The 17914-nt window shown below is 73.8% G+C and carries 10 protein-coding genes; 6 read left to right on the forward strand and 4 right to left on the reverse strand.

Features of this window, described 5'->3' with window-relative positions:
• Nucleotides 1–113: 113 nt before the first annotated feature.
• Both ACVWNX_RS21955 and ACVWNX_RS21960 read right to left on the reverse strand, forming a co-directional pair.
• The gene (locus ACVWNX_RS21955) at nucleotides 114–1292 is read right to left on the reverse strand and encodes a winged helix-turn-helix domain-containing protein (RefSeq protein ID WP_454409252.1); all 1179 of its coding nucleotides are present in this window, start codon (nucleotides 1290–1292) and stop codon (nucleotides 114–116) included.
• Nucleotides 1293–1651: 359 nt separating this feature from the next.
• Nucleotides 1652–2290: a GNAT family N-acetyltransferase gene (locus ACVWNX_RS21960; protein WP_454409254.1), complete on the reverse strand. Its 639-nt coding sequence runs from the start codon at nucleotides 2288–2290 to the stop codon at nucleotides 1652–1654.
• Nucleotides 2291–2523: 233 nt separating this feature from the next.
• Between ACVWNX_RS21960 and secA the strand changes: the two genes are divergently transcribed.
• Nucleotides 2524–5343 carry a preprotein translocase subunit SecA gene (gene secA / locus ACVWNX_RS21965; RefSeq protein WP_454409255.1) on the forward strand — a complete coding sequence of 940 codons (2820 nt, stop codon included), beginning with the start codon at nucleotides 2524–2526 and terminating at the stop codon, nucleotides 5341–5343.
• A gap of 470 nt (nucleotides 5344–5813) precedes the next feature.
• On the opposite strand, the gene ACVWNX_RS21970 is transcribed toward secA, so the two are convergent.
• Nucleotides 5814–6626: an Rv3235 family protein gene (locus tag ACVWNX_RS21970; protein ID WP_454409257.1), complete on the reverse strand. Its 813-nt coding sequence runs from the start codon at nucleotides 6624–6626 to the stop codon at nucleotides 5814–5816.
• A gap of 340 nt (nucleotides 6627–6966) precedes the next feature.
• Between ACVWNX_RS21970 and ACVWNX_RS21975 the strand changes: the two genes are divergently transcribed.
• Both ACVWNX_RS21975 and ACVWNX_RS21980 read left to right on the forward strand, forming a co-directional pair.
• On the forward strand, nucleotides 6967–7476 hold the full coding sequence (locus ACVWNX_RS21975; protein WP_454409258.1) for a DUF6912 family protein: 510 nt from the start codon (nucleotides 6967–6969) through the stop codon (nucleotides 7474–7476).
• 52 nt (nucleotides 7477–7528) lie between these two features.
• On the forward strand, nucleotides 7529–8191 hold the full coding sequence (locus ACVWNX_RS21980; protein WP_454409260.1) for an HAD family hydrolase: 663 nt from the start codon (nucleotides 7529–7531) through the stop codon (nucleotides 8189–8191).
• 634 nt (nucleotides 8192–8825) lie between these two features.
• Here the strand turns inward: ACVWNX_RS21980 and ACVWNX_RS21985 are convergent.
• Complete coding sequence (locus ACVWNX_RS21985; RefSeq protein WP_454409261.1) at nucleotides 8826–9386, reverse strand: DJ-1/PfpI family protein; 561 nt, start codon at nucleotides 9384–9386, stop codon at nucleotides 8826–8828.
• Nucleotides 9387–10022: 636 nt separating this feature from the next.
• Between ACVWNX_RS21985 and ACVWNX_RS21990 the strand changes: the two genes are divergently transcribed.
• From ACVWNX_RS21990 to ACVWNX_RS22000, 3 genes are all read left to right on the forward strand, one after another.
• Nucleotides 10023–14972, forward strand: coding sequence for an NAD-glutamate dehydrogenase (locus ACVWNX_RS21990; RefSeq protein ID WP_454409263.1), 4950 nt, complete (start codon nucleotides 10023–10025; stop codon nucleotides 14970–14972).
• 591 nt (nucleotides 14973–15563) lie between these two features.
• Complete coding sequence (locus tag ACVWNX_RS21995; RefSeq protein ID WP_454409264.1) at nucleotides 15564–16178, forward strand: GtrA family protein; 615 nt, start codon at nucleotides 15564–15566, stop codon at nucleotides 16176–16178.
• Entirely contained in the window at nucleotides 16175–17698 is a 1524-nt protein-coding gene (locus tag ACVWNX_RS22000; protein ID WP_454409266.1) for a hypothetical protein, read from the forward strand. The genes ACVWNX_RS21995 and ACVWNX_RS22000 overlap by 4 nt, the downstream gene beginning before the upstream one ends.
• The last annotated feature ends 216 nt before the right edge of the window (nucleotides 17699–17914 follow it).

The raw sequence follows: 17914 nt of genomic DNA on the forward strand, positions 1-17914 counted from the left end.
GCCGGGCCGTCCGGCGGAACGGGCCGGGCGGCGGCCGACCGGTCGGCTCCGCCGTGTGCCGGGCCCGCCTCCGGTGGCCGCCCCGAGTCTCCCGCCCCCGGGGCCGCGTGGTCTCAGCGCAGCGCGGCGGTCAGCGCGGCGGCCCACTCCGGGCGGTCCACCCGTTCCACCCGGACGTCGTCGCAGCCCACCCACTCCGCGGCCTCCCGCAGGGCCAGCGCCATGGGGGCGACGGCCTTCGCGGACTCCAGGGACACCTGCTTGGCGACGAGCACCCGGCCGTCGCGGGCCGGGTCGACGCGGCCGAGGAGCCGTCCGCCGGAGAGCAGCGGCATCGCGAAGTAGCCGTGCACCCGCTTGGGCTTGGGAACGTACGCCTCCAGCCGGTGGGTGAAGCCGAAGACGCGTTCCGTCCGGGCGCGTTCCCATATCAGCGAGTCGAACGGGGACAGCAGCGTGGTGCGGTGCCGCCCGCGCGGGGCGGTCTCCAGCGCGGCGGGGTCGGCCCAGGCGGGGCGGTCCCAGCCGGCGACCGTCACCGGTACCAGCCCGGAGTCGGCGATCACCGAGTCGACCTGTTCGCCCTTGAGGCGGTGGTAGTCGGCGATGTCGGAGCGGGTGCCCACGCCCAGGGCCTCACCGGCGAGCCGGACCAGCCGCAGCAGACAGGCGCGGTCGTCCAGCCCGTCGTGGAACAGGGCGTCCGGGATCGCGCGTTCCGCGAGGTCGTAGACCCGCTTCCAGCCGCGCCGCTCCACGCACACCACCTCGCCGTGCATCAGGGCGCGCTCCACGGCGACCTTGGAGGCCGACCAGTCCCACCACTCGCCGCCGTTCTTGGCGCCGCCGAGCTCCGTCGCGGTGAGGGGTCCCTCGGCCTGGAGCTGTTTGACCACCTGCTCGTAGGCGCCGTCCGGGAGGTCGTGGCCCCAGTGCGGACGGTCGCGGTAGGCGCGGCGGCGGAACGCGAAGTGAGGCCACTCCTCGATGGGGAGGACGCACGCGGCGTGCGACCAGTACTCGAAGGCGCGGGGGGCGCCCTGGGCGTCGGGCGTCCAGTAGGCGCGGTCCACGGCGGCGCGGCCGACGGCTCCCAGACGCGCGTACGGGACCAGTTCGTGGGAGCGGGCCAGGACGGAGATCGTGTCGAGCTGGACGGCGCCCAGGTGACGCAGCACCCCCTGGACACCCGCCCGGCGGTCGGGGGCGCCCAGGAGGCCCTGCGCGCGCAGGGCGATCCGGCGGGCCTCGTCGGCGGAGAGCTCGGTGGCGGGACGGGGCAGGGCGGTCATGGGTCGAACGATAGACGGCGGCACTGACACCGCGCCGACAGCGGCGCTGACGGCGGGACGGGGTGCGCCGCGCCCCGTCCGGCGGCGTCGGGGCGACCCTGGGGCGGCTGGGATACCCCTGGGGTGGCTGGGGTGCCCGGGGCGGCGCTCCCTCTCCGGCGGCGCCCCTCCGGGACTCCGGGACTGCGGACCTCCGCACCTCGGCGGCGGCTTCCGGGGCTCTCCGGCACCTCGGCGGCACCTTCCCGGGCCTCGGCGTCCCGGCGGCGCGTCCGGAACCCTCCGCCCGCCGTCCCGGCGTTGCGTCCGAGGCCCTCCGCCCGGGCCCTTCCCACCCAGGGCCCCTTTCCAGCTCCGTACTAGACCCCTTCGGGGCCGCCCCCCGAGGTGCCCGCGGCGGCCGTCTCCGGGGTGCTTCCGGCGGGCAGGTAGGGGAGGGCCCCGGAGAGCCCGAGGTCGTGGGGGAGGAGGGCGCCGGTCCAGCAGTCCCGCAGGACACCCCGGCTGGTGAGGCCCGCGCGCTGGGTGCCCTCCAGGGTGAACCCGACGCGTTCCGCGACGGCCCGTGACGCGGTGTTGCCGACCTCGGCGCGCCATTCCAGCCGGGTGCAGCCGAGGGCCTCGAAGCTCCAGCGGGCGACGGCCAGCACGCCCTCCACGGTGTAGCCGCGGCGGCGGTGCCCGGCGGCGGTCCAGTAGCCGATCTCCCGGGTGCTCTCGCGCGGGTGGTGCACGCCCATGACGGCGACCAGGGGACCCTCGCCCCGGCCGTCGGAGGCGCGCGTCCGGACCGCGAACGCGTACTCGGTGCCGTCGCGCCACGCCTGCGGGGCGATCCGCTGGACGAAGGTGACGGCGTCCTCGGGCGCGTAGGGCACCGGAACGGCGGTCCACCGCTGGATCTCCGGGTCCTGGCAGGCGGCGAAGACCTCGTCGGTGTCGGAGGGGGCGAGCGGACGCAGCGAGAGGCGTTCGGTGGTGAGGGTGACGTGCTCCATCACCGGATCATGCCCGGGCGGACGGGGCGGCGGCCAGATGATTTACCGGGGTGGATGTGAGCAACTGATCACAATTGGCGCGGAGGCGCGGCACCTTCCGGGCCGCCGGTCCGTTGTCCTGGTGGCCGTCGTGGCCACGGACCTCCCGGTGCGACGCGGTCCTCGCATACGATGGCCGTTGCCCAACGGAAATCCGACCGTGCCAGGCCCGACCGGCAAGGAGATCTACCCCCGTGTCCGTCCTCCAGAAGCTCATGCGTGCAGGCGAAGGCAAGATCCTGCGCAAGCTGCACCGCATCGCGGACCAGGTCAACTCCATCGAAGAGGACTTCGTCTCCCTCTCCGACGCCGAGCTGCGCGCCCTCACCGACGAGTACAAGCAGCGGTACCAGGACGGCGAGTCCCTGGACGACCTGCTCCCCGAGGCGTTCGCGACGGTGCGGGAGGCGGCCAAGCGCGTCCTGGGCCAGCGCCACTACGACGTGCAGCTCATGGGCGGCGCGGCGCTCCACCTCGGGTACGTCGCCGAGATGAAGACCGGTGAGGGCAAGACGCTGGTGGGCACCCTGCCCACGTATCTGAACGCGCTCTCCGGCAAGGGCGTGCACCTGATCACGGTGAACGACTACCTGGCCGAGCGCGACTCGGAGCTGATGGGCCGCGTCCACAAGTTCCTGGGGCTCTCCGTCGGCTGCATCCTGGCGAACATGACGCCGTCGCAGCGCCGCGAGCAGTACGAGTGCGACATCACGTACGGCACCAACAACGAGTTCGGCTTCGACTACCTGCGCGACAACATGGCGTGGTCGCAGGACGAGCTGGTGCAGCGCGGCCACAACTTCGCGGTGGTCGACGAGGTCGACTCGATCCTGGTGGACGAGGCCCGTACGCCGCTGATCATCTCCGGTCCGGCGGACCAGGCCACCAAGTGGTACAGCGACTTCGCCAAGCTGGTGAAGCGCCTCAAGCGCGGCGAGGCGGGCAACACCCTCAAGGGCATCGAGGAGACCGGCGACTACGAGGTCGACGAGAAGAAGCGCACGGTCGCGATCCACGAGTCCGGTGTCGCCAAGGTCGAGGACTGGCTCGGCATCGACAACCTCTACGAGTCGGTGAACACCCCGCTCGTCGGTTATCTGAACAACGCCATCAAGGCGAAGGAACTGTTCAAGAACGACAAGGACTACGTCGTCATCGACGGCGAGGTCATGATCGTCGACGAGCACACGGGCCGTATCCTCGCGGGCCGCCGCTACAACGAGGGCATGCACCAGGCGATCGAGGCGAAGGAGGGGGTGGACATCAAGGACGAGAACCAGACCCTCGCCACGATCACCCTCCAGAACTTCTTCCGCCTCTACGACAAGCTGTCCGGGATGACCGGTACGGCGATGACCGAGGCCGCCGAGTTCCACCAGATCTACAAGCTGGGCGTCGTCCCGATCCCCACCAACCGCCCGATGGTCCGCAAGGACCAGTCGGACCTGATCTACCGCACGGAGGTCGCGAAGTTCGCGGCCGTGGTGGACGACATCGCGGAGAAGCACGAGAAGGGCCAGCCGATCCTCGTCGGCACCACCTCGGTCGAGAAGTCCGAGTACCTCTCGCAGCAGCTCTCCAAGCGGGGCGTGCAGCACGAGGTGCTGAACGCGAAGCAGCACGACCGGGAGGCGACGATCGTCGCCCAGGCGGGCCGCAGGGGCGCCGTCACGGTCGCCACGAACATGGCCGGTCGCGGTACGGACATCAAGCTCGGCGGCAACCCGGACGACCTCGCCGAGGCGGAGCTGCGCCAGCGGGGTCTGGACCCGGTCGAGCACGTCGAGGAGTGGGCCGCCGCGCTGCCCGCCGCCCTAGAGCGCGCCGAGGAGGCCGTGAAGGCGGAGTTCGAGGAGGTCAAGGAGCTCGGCGGGCTGTACGTGCTGGGCACCGAGCGCCACGAGTCGCGGCGGATCGACAACCAGCTGCGCGGTCGAAGCGGCCGTCAGGGCGACCCGGGCGAGTCCCGTTTCTACCTCTCGCTCGGTGACGACCTGATGCGGCTGTTCAAGGCGCAGATGGTCGAGCGGGTGATGGCCATGGCGAACGTGCCGGACGACGTCCCGATCGAGAACAAGATGGTGACGCGCGCGATCGCGTCCGCCCAGTCGCAGGTCGAGACGCAGAACTTCGAGACCCGCAAGAACGTCCTCAAGTACGACGAGGTCCTCAACCGGCAGCGCGAGGTCATCTACGGCGAGCGCCGCCGCGTCCTGGAGGGCGAGGACCTGCACGAGCAGATCCAGCACTTCATGGACGACACCATCGACGCGTACGTCGCGGCGGAGACCGCCGAGGGCTTCGCGGAGGACTGGGACCTCGACCGGCTGTGGGGCGCCTTCAAGCAGCTGTACCCGGTGAAGGTCACGGTGGAGGAGCTGGAGGACACGGCGGGCGACCGGGCCGGTCTGACCGCCGAGTTCATCTCCGACTCCATCAAGGACGACGTCCTCGCCCAGTACCAGGCCCGTGAGGAGCAGCTGGGTTCGGAGATCATGCGGGAGTTGGAGCGGCGGGTCGTGCTGTCGGTCCTCGACCGCAAGTGGCGTGAGCACCTCTACGAGATGGACTACCTCCAGGAGGGCATCGGTCTGCGCGCGATGGCGCAGAAGGACCCCCTGGTCGAGTACCAGCGCGAGGGCTTCGACATGTTCACCGCCATGATGGACGGCATCAAGGAGGAGTCCGTCGGCTATCTGTTCAACCTGGAGGTCCAGGTGGAGCAGCAGGTCGAGGAGGTGCCGGTGCAGGACGCGGCGCCCTCCCTGGAGAAGGGCGCCGCCGAGGACCGGGTTCCCGCGGCCGCGCGTCCCGAGATCCGCGCCAAGGGCCTCGACGCCCCGCAGCGCCCGGACCGCCTGCACTTCTCGGCGCCCACCGTCGACGGTGAGGGCGGTGTCGTGGAGGGCGACTTCGAGACGGGTGACGACGAGCCGGTCCGTTCGGAGGCCGACGGTCTGACCCGTGCGGAGCGCCGCAAGCAGCAGCGTGGCGGGCGCCGCCGCAAGAAGTAACGCGTGCCCCGCGCGCCGGACGGCGCGCGGACGACGACGGGCCGGTTCCCTGACGGGGACCGGCCCGTCGCGCGTTCCCGCCGGAGCCCGGACGCGTTCGAGCCCGTCGGACCCGTCGGACCCGTCGGACCCGTCGGACCCGTCGGACCCGTCGGACCCGTCGGACCCGTCGGACCCGTCGAGCCCGTCGGAGTCCCGGATGTGTTCGGACCCGTCGGAGTCCGGCCGGGTGGCCTTCCGTACCCGGTGGCTTCCCGGCCCGGTGGCTTCCGGCGTTCCCTGCCACCCGCCACCCTCCGTCTGCCACCCTCCGTCTGCCGTCTGCCGTCTGCCGTCTGCCGTCTGCCGTCTGCCGTCTGCCGCCTCTGGCCCTCGCGGGGCGTCGGCGCCCGTGCGGCCTCCCGTCGTCGGGACCGCCCGCCTCCAAGGCTTCCCGCCCCGCCTCCCGCTGTCGCCGTCCCCCGTCCCGCTCAGTTCTCCCGTCGCGGGGACCCGGGGGACGGGCGGGGGCCCAGGTCGACGGCGGTGCAGCGCCAGCGGCGGTCCCCGGACCGTTCCAGCCGGAACGCCATCGCGCTGAGCCGGTCGCCGGTGGCGATCCGGGCGAACACCTCGACGGCTCCGGGGCGCGGTACGCAGTAGCCGACGTCGCGGACCACGGGGGCGGGGCCCGGGCCGCGCAGCGGACCGCGTTCGGCGAGCCGGGCCAGTTCGTCGTAGGCGCCGCCCGCCGTGTGCCGCAGCATCGAGTGGACCGGGCGGCGGCCGGTGAGGACGGCCAGCAGCCGGTCCGCGAACAGATCGGTGGGCCGGGGCGGGGAGGCGTCGCCGCCGGTGGCGGCGCGGACGGCCGCCGTGGCCTGGGGGCGGCGCGGATCGTGACGGCCCGGCGGCCGGGAGCGGGCGGCCCGGGGGACGGGGCGCGGTCCGGTGCGGGCGGCCGGACGGGCGACGGCGGGTCCTTGGCCGTCACCCCGGGCCGGTCCTCGGCCGCCGCTCCGGGCGGGTTCCCGGTCGTCACCCCGGGCGGGGCCTCGGTCGCCGCGCCCGGAGGGCCCGTGGCCGTCACCCCCGAAGGGGTCCCGGCCGCCGCCCCCGGCGGTTCCCTGACCACCGCCCTCGGAGGGCCGGCCGCCGCTCCCGGCGGTTCCCCGGCCCTCGCCCCCGGTGGCCCGGCCGCCGCCCCCGGTGGGTCCCCGGCCGCCCTGGGCGGGCACGGTGAAGGCCGGGAGGGGCGCGGCGGACTGCTGCCCCTCGGCGGCCCGGTTCATGACCTTGTGCATGGTGGAACCCCCGATCGCCGGTCCCCGACGGGGCTACCCGGCGGTAGCTTCTGGTGCGGATCTTGTACGCGGCGGGGAAACGGGGGCGCAACGCCCGGGGCCCGCCGGAGGCGACCGCCCCGGATTCACCTATCAGGGGGACGCCCGGACGCGGCGGCGCAGGTGGGCGGGGCCGGACGGGCGGCGCACCGGCGCGCGGGCCGACCCCGGGGCCGGGCGGGCGCGGGCGCCGCCCGGTCCGATCGGGGACGCCCGCACGTATCCTGGGTCAACCGGTCCCCGTGGATCAGCCTTCCGGGAGCCCCGCACGAGGGAGCCCCGTCCCAGAAAGCGGCCAGCCATGCGTGTGTACGTTCCCCTGACCCTCCCCGGACTCGCCGAGGCGCACAGGACGGGGGAGCTGGGGCCCGGCCCGCTCACGGCGTACGCCGTCACCCCCGCGCTGCGCGAGTGGTACGTCTCGGACGACCTGGAGGAGCTGGAGTACGCGGCGCTCAACCGGGCCGCCGCCGCCTCCCTGCGCCTGCTCGCGGTCGACCCGGGCTGCCCCCGGCGGCGGGTCGTCGTCGCGGTGGACGTGCCGGACGGCACCGCCCTGCCCGATCCGGACCGGGGGCTCGATCCGGGGGCGCTGGGGGAGGTCCGCATCGAGCGGGCCGTGCCGCTGGCGAAGGCCGCCGCCGTGCACGTGGACTCCGACGAGGCCGAGGCGGACGTCGTCGCGGCGGCCGGGGCGCTCGGCGCCGCGGACCTCGGTGACGACGACGCCCGGTTCGTGGTGGACGGGGCCGAGGACCACGAGCTGCTCTGGTACGCGACGCAGGAGATCCCCGGCCTCCTCGACCGGTGACCGTGGGTGACCGGACCGCTCGCTGTCAGTGGCGGGAGGTACGTTGGCGGGTATGGGGAACCGGTCAGCACACATCGTCTGGGACTGGAACGGCACGCTGTTCCACGACGTCGACGCCGTCGTCGCGGCGAGCAACGCCGCGTTCGCGGAGATCGGGCTGCCGCCGATCACCGTGGAGCGCTACCGGGAGCTGTACTGCGTACCGGTGCCCCGGTTCTACGAGCGGCTGATGGGGCGGATACCCACCCAGGACGAGTGGCTGACCATGGACGACGCCTTCCACCGCCACTACACCGACCGGCTCGCCGGGTGCGCGCTGACCGAGGGGGCCGCCGGGCTCCTCGCGGGCTGGCGGGACGCCGGACGCAGCCAGTCGCTGCTGAGCATGTACGGGCACGAGGAACTGGTGCCGCTGGTGCGGGGGTTCGGCATCGAGCCGTGGTTCGCCCGGGTGGACGGCCGGACGGGCCCCTCCGGCGGGACCAAGGCCGCGGCGATGACCCGCCACCTCGACGCGCTGGGGGACGTGACGGCGTCCCGGGTGGTGGTGATCGGGGACGCGGCGGACGACGCGGCGGCGGCCCGTGCCGTGGGGGCCGGGGCCGTGCTGTACACCGGGGGTTCCCACCGCAGGGAGAGCCTGGAGGGGATGGGGGTGCCCGTGGTGGACACCCTGGCGGAGGCCGTCGCCGAGGCGGAACGCATCCTCGCGTAGTCGGTTCCCCTGGGGGTGCGTAGTCGGTTCCCCTGGGGGTGCGTGCGCGGGGCTCACGCGGGTTCGGCGGGCGTGCGCGCGGGGCGGATCGACGTGGGTACGGGCGTGTGCCGTGGACGACGTGCGCTGTTCCCCGTACCCGAAGCTCGGGTCCCACCGGTGGGTGACGGGTCGCGCACCACTTGCCCGTGCCCCCGCGGGTACGTCGTGGCCGCTCGCGCCGTTCCCCGCGCCCCTTCGGTCCGCTCTGTGCGGGGCTCGTGGTTGTCCGCGGATGCGTCGTGGTTGTTCGCGCAGTTCCCCGCGCCCCTTCGGGTGCGCTCCGGTTGGGGTGCGTTGTCCGGTGCGGGTGCGTCGTGGCTGCTCGCGCAGTTCCCCGCGCCCCTGACGGGGCCCGCAGAAGCCACGCCCCACCCGCAGGACGCGCCCGAAGGACGCGCCCCGAAGGGGCGCGGGGAACTGCGCGGCCAACCCCCGACAACCCGCGGGGAAACAACGCACCCCAGGTGGCAGCCTCGAAAGGGGCGCGGGGAACTGCGCGAGCGACCCAGACCGGCGGGAAGCCGGAGAACCCGAACGGGCGCCCCCGCACCGCGAGGTGCGCGGACGCCCGAAGCCCCGGGCCCGGCGAGGGCTACTCCGTGGTGTTCCTGAGCACCTTCAGGAACTCCCGCATCCACGCCGGGTGGTCCGGCCAGGCCCGGGAGGACACCAGGGTGCCGTCCACGACGGCCTCCGCGTCCTGGAACTCCGCCCCGTTCACCGCCATGTCCGGCTCCAGGGCCGGGTACGCGGTGACCCGGCGTCCCCGCAGCGAACCGATCGCCGCCGTGAGCAGCGGGCCGTGGCAGATCTGGGCCACCGGCTTGTCGGCGTCGAAGAACGCCTTGAGGATCTTGCGGAGCTCCCCGTTGCCGCGCAGGTACTCGGGGGCCCGGCCGCCGGGGATCACCAGTGCCGCGTACTCACCGGGGTCCACCTCGGAGAACGCCAGGTCGGCGGGCCAGGTGTAGCCGGGCTTCTCGGTGTACGTGTCGAACCCGGGCTCGAAGTCGTGCACCACGAACCGCAGCTTCTTGCGCTCGGGGGCGGCGATGTGGACCTCGTACCCCTCCTCCAGGAGCCGCTGGTACGGGTACAGCACCTCCAGTGACTCCGCTGCGTCGCCCGTCACGATCAGGATCTTCGCTGGCATCGGGGTCCTCACTCCGTCCTGTTGTCCACTCGTCGTTCTTGTCGCTGTCGCTGTCGCTGTCGCTGTCGCTGTCGCTGTCGCGCGTCCGGGGCCGTGCCGGTGTGTTTCCGCTCACGCTGCCGCTCCCGGGGAGCCCCGCCAAGGGGTCACCAGGGGAACGCCGGGGGCGCGCGGGGGACACGCGGGGGCGGACACCGGGCGGACGACGGGCGGCTGACCACGGCCGGAGCGCGCCCCCCTGCCCGTGTCGGGCCGGTGCCGGGGCCGTCACGGAAGGAGGTGTGCGGAGTGTCAAAGTTCGGGCCCCGGTTTTGTACACATACGGCTCATGACGGCTCCCCCGTCCGGGGCGATAGCCTGGACCCGTGATCAGCGCGATATCCCGCGGGGGCGTCGTAGCCCCTGCCCTGCGCCCGGTGCACGCGGAGGACATCCGTGCCCGGGCCGTCGCTGGTCCTCGCGCACGGGACGGGCGCCCGGCCACCACGAGCGTGGCCGATCCGGCTGCTGTTCCCGCCCCTCGGATCGCGCGGCGCGGCACGACGTCACCCCCGACCGGGCACCCCGGTCCGTGGCGCCGGGCCGCTTCACCTTTTTCTACGTCACGCAACGGCGCGCGACAGGAGCCAGAGGACAATGCAGACCAAGCTGGACGAAGCCAAGGCCGAGCTGCTCACACGGGCCGCCCGGGTAGCTGAGAACAGTCCGGTCGGGGGCACGCTGCCGACCGGGACGGCGGGGGAGGGGGCTCCGGACCGGGAGACCCTGCTCGCCTTCCTCCAGCGCTACTACCTGCACACCGCTCCCGAGGACCTCGCCGACCGCGACCCGGTCGACGTCTTCGGGGCCGCCTACTCGCACCACCGGCTCGCCGAGAACCGTCCGCAGGGCACGGCGAACGTCCGGGTGCACACCCCCACCGTCGAGGAGAACGGCTGGACGAGCAGCCACTCCGTGGTGGAGGTCGTCACCGACGACATGCCGTTCCTGGTGGACTCCGTCACCAACGAACTGTCCCGGCAGGGACGCGGCATCCATGTGGTGATTCACCCGCAGGTGGTGGTCCGCCGCGACGTCACCGGACGGCTGCTGGAGATCCTGCCCGGCGCCCGGGGCGGCGGTTCGCGCGCCGGACTGCCGCACGACGCGCTGGTCGAGTCGTGGATCCACGTGGAGATCGACCGGGAGACCGACCGCGCCGACCTCAAGCAGATCACCACCGATCTGCTGCGCGTCCTGTCCGACGTCCGGGAGGCCGTCGAGGACTGGGAGAAGATGCGCGAGGCGGCGCTGCGCATCGCCGACGAGCTGCCGACCGAGCCCACCGCGGACGACCTGCGCGACCAGGAGGTCGACGAGGCCCGCGAGCTGCTGCGCTGGCTGGCCGCCGACCACTTCACCTTCCTCGGCTACCGCGAGTACGACCTGCGGGACGACGACTCGCTGGCGCCCGTCGCGGGCACCGGGCTCGGCATCCTCCGCGCCGACCCCCGGCACGGCGCCGAGGACCACCACCCGGTCAGCCCCTCGTTCAGCAGGCTGCCCGCCGACGCCCGGGCCAAGGCCCGCGAGCACCGGCTGCTGGTGCTGACCAAGGCCAACAGCCGGGCGACCGTGCACCGGCCGTCGTACCTGGACTACGTGGGCGTGAAGCGGTTCGACGCCGAGGGCAACGTCATCGGGGAGCGCCGCTTCCTGGGGCTGTTCTCGTCCGCCGCGTACACGGAGTCGGTGCGCCGGGTGCCGGTGGTGCGGCGCAAGGTGGAGGAGGTCCTCCAGGGCGCGGGCTTCTCGCCCAACAGCCACGACGGCCGCGACCTGCTCCAGATCCTGGAGACCTACCCGCGCGACGAGCTGTTCCAGACGCCCCCCGACGAGCTGCGGGCCATCGCCACCAGCGTGCTGTACCTCCAGGAGCGCCGCAGGCTGCGGCTGTACCTGCGCAAGGACGAGTACGGGCGCTACTACTCGGCGCTGGTGTACCTGCCCCGCGACCGGTACACCACCGGGGTGCGGCTGCGGATCATCGACATCCTCAAGGAGGAGCTGTCGGGGGCCAGCGTCGACTTCACCGCGTGGAACACCGAGTCGATCCTGTCCCGGCTGCACTTCGTGGTGCGGGTCGCCCCCGGCACCGAGCTGCCGGTGCTCAGCGACGCGGACCGGGAGCGCGTGGAGGCGCGGCTGGTGGAGGCCGCCCGGTCCTGGGCCGACGGCTTCGCGGAGGCGCTGAACGCCGAGTGCGGCGAGGAGCGCGCGGCGGAGCTGCTGCGCGTCTACGGCAACGCCTTCCCCGAGGGGTACAAGGCCGACCACTCGCCGCGCGCCGCGGTCGCCGACCTCGGGCACGTCGACGCCCTGAAGCGGTCCGCGAACGACTTCTCGCTCAGCCTGTACGAGCCGGTGGGCAGCGCCCCCGAGGAGCGCCGCTTCAAGATCTACCGCACCGGTGAGCCGGTCTCGCTGTCGGCGGTGCTGCCGGTGCTCAACCGGCTCGGCGTGGAGGTCATCGACGAGCGCCCCTACGAGCTGCGGTGCGCCGACCGGACCACCGCGTGGATCTACGACTTCGGGCTGCGGCTGCCGAGGTCGGTGAGCGGCGGCAACGGCGACTACCTCGGCGAGGACGGCCGGGAGCGGTTCCAGGAGGCGTTCGCCGCGACCTGGACGGGCGCCGCCGAGAACGACGGCTTCAACGCGCTGGTCCTGAGCGCCGGGCTGACCTGGCGCGAGGCGACGGTGCTGCGCGCCTACGCCAAGTACCTGCGGCAGGCGGGCTCCACCTTCAGCCAGGACTACATGGAGGACACCCTCCGCAACAACGTCCACACCACCCGGCTGCTGGTGTCGCTGTTCGAGGCGCGGATGTCGCCGGAGCGGCAGCGCGCCGGGACGGAGCTGACGGACGGTCTGCTGGAGGAGCTGGACGGCGCCCTGGACCAGGTCGCCTCGCTGGACGAGGACCGCATCCTGCGCTCGTTCCTCACCGTCATCAAGGCGACCCTGCGCACCAACTTCTTCCAGCGCGGCGAGGACGGCGGCCACCACGCCTACGTGTCGATGAAGTTCGACCCGCAGGCGATCCCCGACCTCCCGGCGCCCCGGCCCGCCTACGAGATCTGGGTGTACTCGCCCCGGGTGGAGGGCGTGCACCTGCGCTACGGCAAGGTCGCGCGCGGCGGACTGCGCTGGTCGGACCGGCGCGAGGACTTCCGCACCGAGATCCTCGGCCTGGTCAAGGCGCAGATGGTGAAGAACACGGTGATCGTGCCGGTGGGCGCGAAGGGCGGGTTCGTCGCCAAGCAGCTGCCCGATCCGGCGGTCGACCGGGACGCCTGGCTCGCGGAGGGCGTGGCCTCGTACAAGACGTTCATCTCGGCGCTGCTCGACATCACCGACAACCTGGTCGGCGGGGAGGTCGTGCCGCCGAGCGGGGTGGTCCGGCACGACGAGGACGACACCTATCTGGTGGTCGCGGCCGACAAGGGCACCGCGACGTTCTCCGACATCGCCAACGGGGTCGCCGGGGAGTACGGGTTCTGGCTCGGGGACGCCTTCGCCTCCGGCGGCAGCGCGGGCTACGACCACAAGGGCATGGGCATCACCGCGCGCGGCGCCTGGGAGTCCGTGAAGCGGCACTTCCGGGAGCTGGGCCACGACACCCAGACCGAGGACTTCACCGCCGTCGGCGTCGGGGACATGTCGGGTGACGTGTTCGGCAACGGCATGCTCCTGTCGGAGCACATCCGGCTGGTGGCCGCCTTCGACCACCGGCACATCTTCATCGACCCGGACCCGGACGCGGCCGTCTCCTTCGCGGAGCGCCGCAGGCTGTTCGAGCTGCCCCGCTCCTCCTGGGCCGACTACGACCAGGAGCTGCTGTCGCCGGGCGGCGGGGTCTTCCCGCGCACGGCCAAGGCCATCCCGCTCAACCAGCACATCCGCCAGGCCCTCGGCATCGACCCGGGCGTCGCCAAGATGACCCCCGCCGATCTGATGCGGGCGGTCCTGACGGCCCCGGTGGACCTGCTGTGGAACGGCGGCATCGGCACCTACGTCAAGGCGACCGCCGAGACCCACGCCGAGGTCGGCGACAAGGCCAACGACGCGATCCGCGTCAACGGCGCCGAGCTGCGGGCCAAGGTCGTCGGCGAGGGCGGCAACCTGGGGCTGACCCAGCTGGGCCGGATCGAGTTCGCGGAGAACGGCGGCCGGGTCAACACCGACGCCATCGACAACAGCGCGGGCGTCGACACCTCCGACCACGAGGTCAACATCAAGATCCTGCTGAACGCGGTGCTCGCGGACGGCGACCTCACCCTGAAGCAGCGCAACAAGCTGCTCGCGGAGATGACCGACGAGGTCGGCCGTCTGGTGCTGCGCAACAACTACGCGCAGAACGTGGCGCTCGCCAACGGGCAGGCCCAGTCGGCCTCGCTGCTCCAGGCGCACCAGCGGTTCATGCGCCGTCTCACCAGGGACGGCGAGCTGGACCGGGGCCTGGAGTTCCTGCCCAGCGACCGGCAGATCCGGGAGCGGCTGAACCAGGGCCGCGGGCTGACCCAGCCGGAGCTGGCGGTCCTCCTCGCCTACACGAAGATCACCGCGGCGGAGGAGCTGATCCGTGGCGGCCTCCCGGACGACCCGTACCTCCAGCGGCTGCTGCACGCCTACTTCCCGGCGGCGCTGCGCGAGCGGTTCGGGGACCGGATCGCCAGCCACGCGCTGCGCCGGGAGATCGTCACCACGCTGCTGGTCAACGACACGGTGAACACCGGCGGGTCGACCTTCCTGCACCGGCTGCGGGAGGAGACCGGGGCGTCCCTGGAGGAGATCGTCCGGGCGCAGCTCTCGGCCCGGGAGATCTTCGGGCTGAGCGCGGTGTGGGACGCGGTCGAGGCGCTGGACAACCGGGTCCCGGCGGACGTCCTCACCCGGATCCGGCTGCACTCGCGGCGGCTGGTCGAGCGCGGTACGCGCTGGCTGCTGAACAACCGGCACCAGCCGCTGGAACTGGCCGGGACCATCGAGTTCTTCGGCGACCGGGTCGCCCGGGTGTGGGAGCAGCTGCCGACGCTGCTGCGCGGCGCGGACCTGGAGTGGTACGAGGGCATCCGCGAGGAGCTGGTCGGGGCGGGCGTGCCGGAGGAACTGGCGGCCCGGGTCGCCGGGTTCTCCTCCGCCTTCCCGACGCTGGACATCGTCGCGGTCGCGGACCGGGTGGACAAGGACCCGCTGGCGGTCGCCGAGGTGTACTACGACCTCGCGGACCGGCTGCGGATCACCCAGCTGATGGACCGGATCATCGAGCTGCCCCGGGCCGACCGCTGGCAGTCGATGGCCCGGGCCGCGATCCGCGAGGACCTGTACGCGGCGCACGCGGCGCTGACCTCCGAGGTGCTGTCGGCGGGGAACGGGACCTCCTCGCCGGAGGAGCGGTTCAAGGCGTGGGAGGAGACCAACGCGGCGATCCTCGGGCGGGCCCGGGCGACGCTGGAGGAGATCCAGGGGTCGGAGGACTTCGACCTGGCGAACCTTTCGGTGGCGATGCGGACGATGCGGACGTTGCTGCGCACGCACAGCTGACCGGGGCGGGGCCGCCCCGGTGGTCCCGCCTCGCCCCGGGCGGTTCCGGGGTCGTCCCTGGGGTTCGGTCCCCGGGGTCGGGCGCCCTCGCACCTTTCGGTGCGGTGGGCGCCCGTTGGCGTTTTTGGGGTCCTGGGGGTCCGCCCCTGCCCGGTGCGGGTGGGTGGTGGGTTGCTCGCGCAGTTCCCCGCGCCCCTGAGGGGGTGCCGCTTGGGGTGCGTTGTTTCCTGCGGGTCGTCGGGGGTTGGCCGCGCCGTTCCCCGCGCCCCTGGCGGGGCTGGTGTCTGGGGTGCGTTGTTCGCTGCGGGCTGTCGGGGGTTGCTCGCGCCGTTCCCCGCGCCCCTTTGGGGCGCCCTGGTGGGGGTGGGTGGGAACCTTACGGGCCCCGTCAGGGGCGCGGGGAACTGCGCGGGCGACCCACCACCGGGCTGAGGAAGGCGGTGGGCCCCGGCCGGAACGGCGCGAGTGGGGCGGTGAACCCCGCGCGGGACCGCGTTCGGCGGGGCCGGGGTGGGCAAATAGGTGCAATCACTGGGATTTGTGACTTATGGGTCTATGGTGGAGCTGATTGTCAGACCGAGGGGTGCGTTCGTGACCGTCCATGTTTCCGGCAGCCCGCCCGGCCCCCATCGCCCGGCTCCCGCCCGTCCCCCCGCCGCCCGGTCCGCCCCGGGACGCCCCGGGGCCCGGCCCGGCGGACCCGGGCGGCTGCGCCGACTCACCGTGGAGGTCGCGAAGTTCGGGATCGTCGGGGGAACCGGCGTCGCGGTGAACCTCGTGGTCTTCAACCTGCTGCTGCACGCGCTCGGCACCGGGCCGATGACCGCCACCGTCCTGGCCAGCTGCGCCGCGATGTGCGGCAACTACCTGGGCTTCCGGTTCTTCGCCTACCGGGACCGGGCCGCCCGCACCCCCCGCCAGGTGACCCTCTTCTTCGTCTTCAGCGGACTCGGCGTGTTCCTGGAGAGCGTGCTGTTCTCCGCCGCCTACCACGGCGCCGGGATGACCGGCCCGCTCGCCTCCAACGCGGCCAAGGCGCTCTCCATCGGCCTCGCCTCCGCCTTCCGCTTCCTGGTCTACCGGACCTGGGTGTTCCCGCGCCGCCGCCCCCGTCCGACCGGGACCCGCCGCCCCGCGACCCCCGGCCCCGACACCCTCCCCGGCAGCCGCCGCCCCGCCGAGCGCGCCGCCCGCGCCGGACGATGACCCTGCTCCGGGAGCGCGCGACGGCCTCCGGCCCGGCGGCCCGGGGCCCGCGCGCGGCGGACGTCGCCGCCGCGGCCCGGCGGCTGGCCTGGGGGAGCGCCGCCGTGCTCGTGGTGCTGCTGGTCGTGGTGGGCGCGCGGCTGCCGTGGATCGGCGACCTCGGGATGCACGCCGCGACCCTCGAACGCCTCCGCCACGACCTTCCGCACCCCGGCAACCCGCTGGTCGCGGCGGACACCCCGAGCCCCTACTACTCGCCGTGGACCGTGCTCCTCGCGGTGGGCGCCGAACTCGCCGGGGTGTCCACCTTCGGGGCGCTGCGGGTGGCGGCGCTGATCGGGCTCGGGACGCTGCTCAGCGGGGTGTGGCGGTTCGTCCGCACCCTCACCGACCGCACGGCGGCCGTTCCGGTGGCCGTGCTGTGCCTGACCCTGCTGTGGGGGACCGGGGTCTTCGCGTGGAGCGGGTTCACCGGGCTCGGCTCGCTGGCGCTGACCGTCTCCTACCCGAGCACCCTCGCCCTCGGACTCGCCTTCCACCTGTGGGCGTGGCTGCGGCGGGCGCTCGCCGCCGGTGCGTCCGGGCCCGGGCTCCTGTGGCTGGGGCCGCTGTGGGGGACGGTGGCGCTGGTGCACCAGTTCACCGGGGTGGTCGCCGCGCTGGGGGCGCTGGCGCTGGTGGCCGGGGCCCGTCCCGCGCCCGGCCGGGCGGGGTGGCTCCGGCTCGCCGGGAGCGCCGCCCTGGGGGTGGCGCTGGTCGTGCTGTGGCCGTACTACGACGTGCTGGAACTGCTCGGTTCGGACGGGCTCGACCCGATCCACCGGTCGCTGTACCGGGACACCGCCGTCCGGTTCGGGCTGGCCGGGCTCGGGGTGCCGGCGCTGGCCGCCCGGTGGTCGCGCGACCGCCGCGATCCGCTGGCGCTGTTCTTCGCCCTGGGGCTGGCGGTCGTCGTCCTCGGCGGGGCGAGCGGCCACTTCGCCTGGGGACGGGCGCTGCCCGCGGTGCTGGTCCCCGCGCAACTCGCGGCGGCGCTGGAGCCGTTCGCCCACGGTCCGCGCCGCTGGCGGGCGGGGTACGCGGCGGCGCTGGCGGCGGCGCTGACGGCCGGGGCCTGGGCGCAGTCCGGGACGCTCGGCTACGCGGTGCCCCGCGACCTGCTGCCCCCGGCGATCGCCCAGAAGGCCCGGGAGCCGTGGCACGGCTACCGCTGGATCACCCCCTGGACGCGCTACGGGGACGTGGTGATGGCGTCGCGCTGGCCCGCCCGGCAGATCCCCGCGCACGGCCCGTACACCGTCGCCCCCGGCTATCCGGACGTCCTGCTGTCCGACGAGGACCGGCGGACCGCCGACACCGAGCGGTACTACGCCCCCGGCACCGACGGCCGGGAGCGGGCCCGGATCCTGGCCGGGTACCGGGTGCGCTGGGTGCTGGGCGGCCCCCGGTGGCCCGGGGACGGACTCCACCGGGTCGCGGTCGGCCCGGGCGGCGAGCCGCTGTACCGGGTGGGACCGTGAGCCGGGCGACGGGCGCGGCGGAGACTCCCGGTCCTCGGGGACCCCGGGACCCCGGGACCCCGGGCCGGGGCAGCGCGGAGCAGGCTTGGGGGCGGGCCGGGGACACCCGGACCCGGGGAGGACGGGCCGGGAACACCGGACCCGGGGAGGACAGGCCGGGGACACCGGGTCCCGGACACCAGGTCCCGGACACCGGGTCCTGGCCCCGGCGCCCCG

The organism is Streptomyces sp. JNUCC 64 (assembly GCF_054484115.1).

Coding starts and splice junctions, on each gene's coding strand:
- ACVWNX_RS21955 (WP_454409252.1), bottom strand. CDS start 1,292: ATGACCGCCCTGCCCCGTCCCGCCACCGAGCTCTCCGCCGACGAGGCC.
- ACVWNX_RS21960 (WP_454409254.1), bottom strand. CDS start 2,290: ATGGAGCACGTCACCCTCACCACCGAACGCCTCTCGCTGCGTCCGCTC.
- ACVWNX_RS21970 (WP_454409257.1), bottom strand. CDS start 6,626: ATGCACAAGGTCATGAACCGGGCCGCCGAGGGGCAGCAGTCCGCCGCG.
- ACVWNX_RS21975 (WP_454409258.1), top strand. CDS start 6,967: ATGCGTGTGTACGTTCCCCTGACCCTCCCCGGACTCGCCGAGGCGCAC.
- ACVWNX_RS21980 (WP_454409260.1), top strand. CDS start 7,529: ATGGGGAACCGGTCAGCACACATCGTCTGGGACTGGAACGGCACGCTG.
- ACVWNX_RS21985 (WP_454409261.1), bottom strand. CDS start 9,386: ATGCCAGCGAAGATCCTGATCGTGACGGGCGACGCAGCGGAGTCACTG.
- ACVWNX_RS21990 (WP_454409263.1), top strand. CDS start 10,023: ATGCAGACCAAGCTGGACGAAGCCAAGGCCGAGCTGCTCACACGGGCC.
- ACVWNX_RS22000 (WP_454409266.1), top strand. CDS start 16,175: ATGACCCTGCTCCGGGAGCGCGCGACGGCCTCCGGCCCGGCGGCCCGG.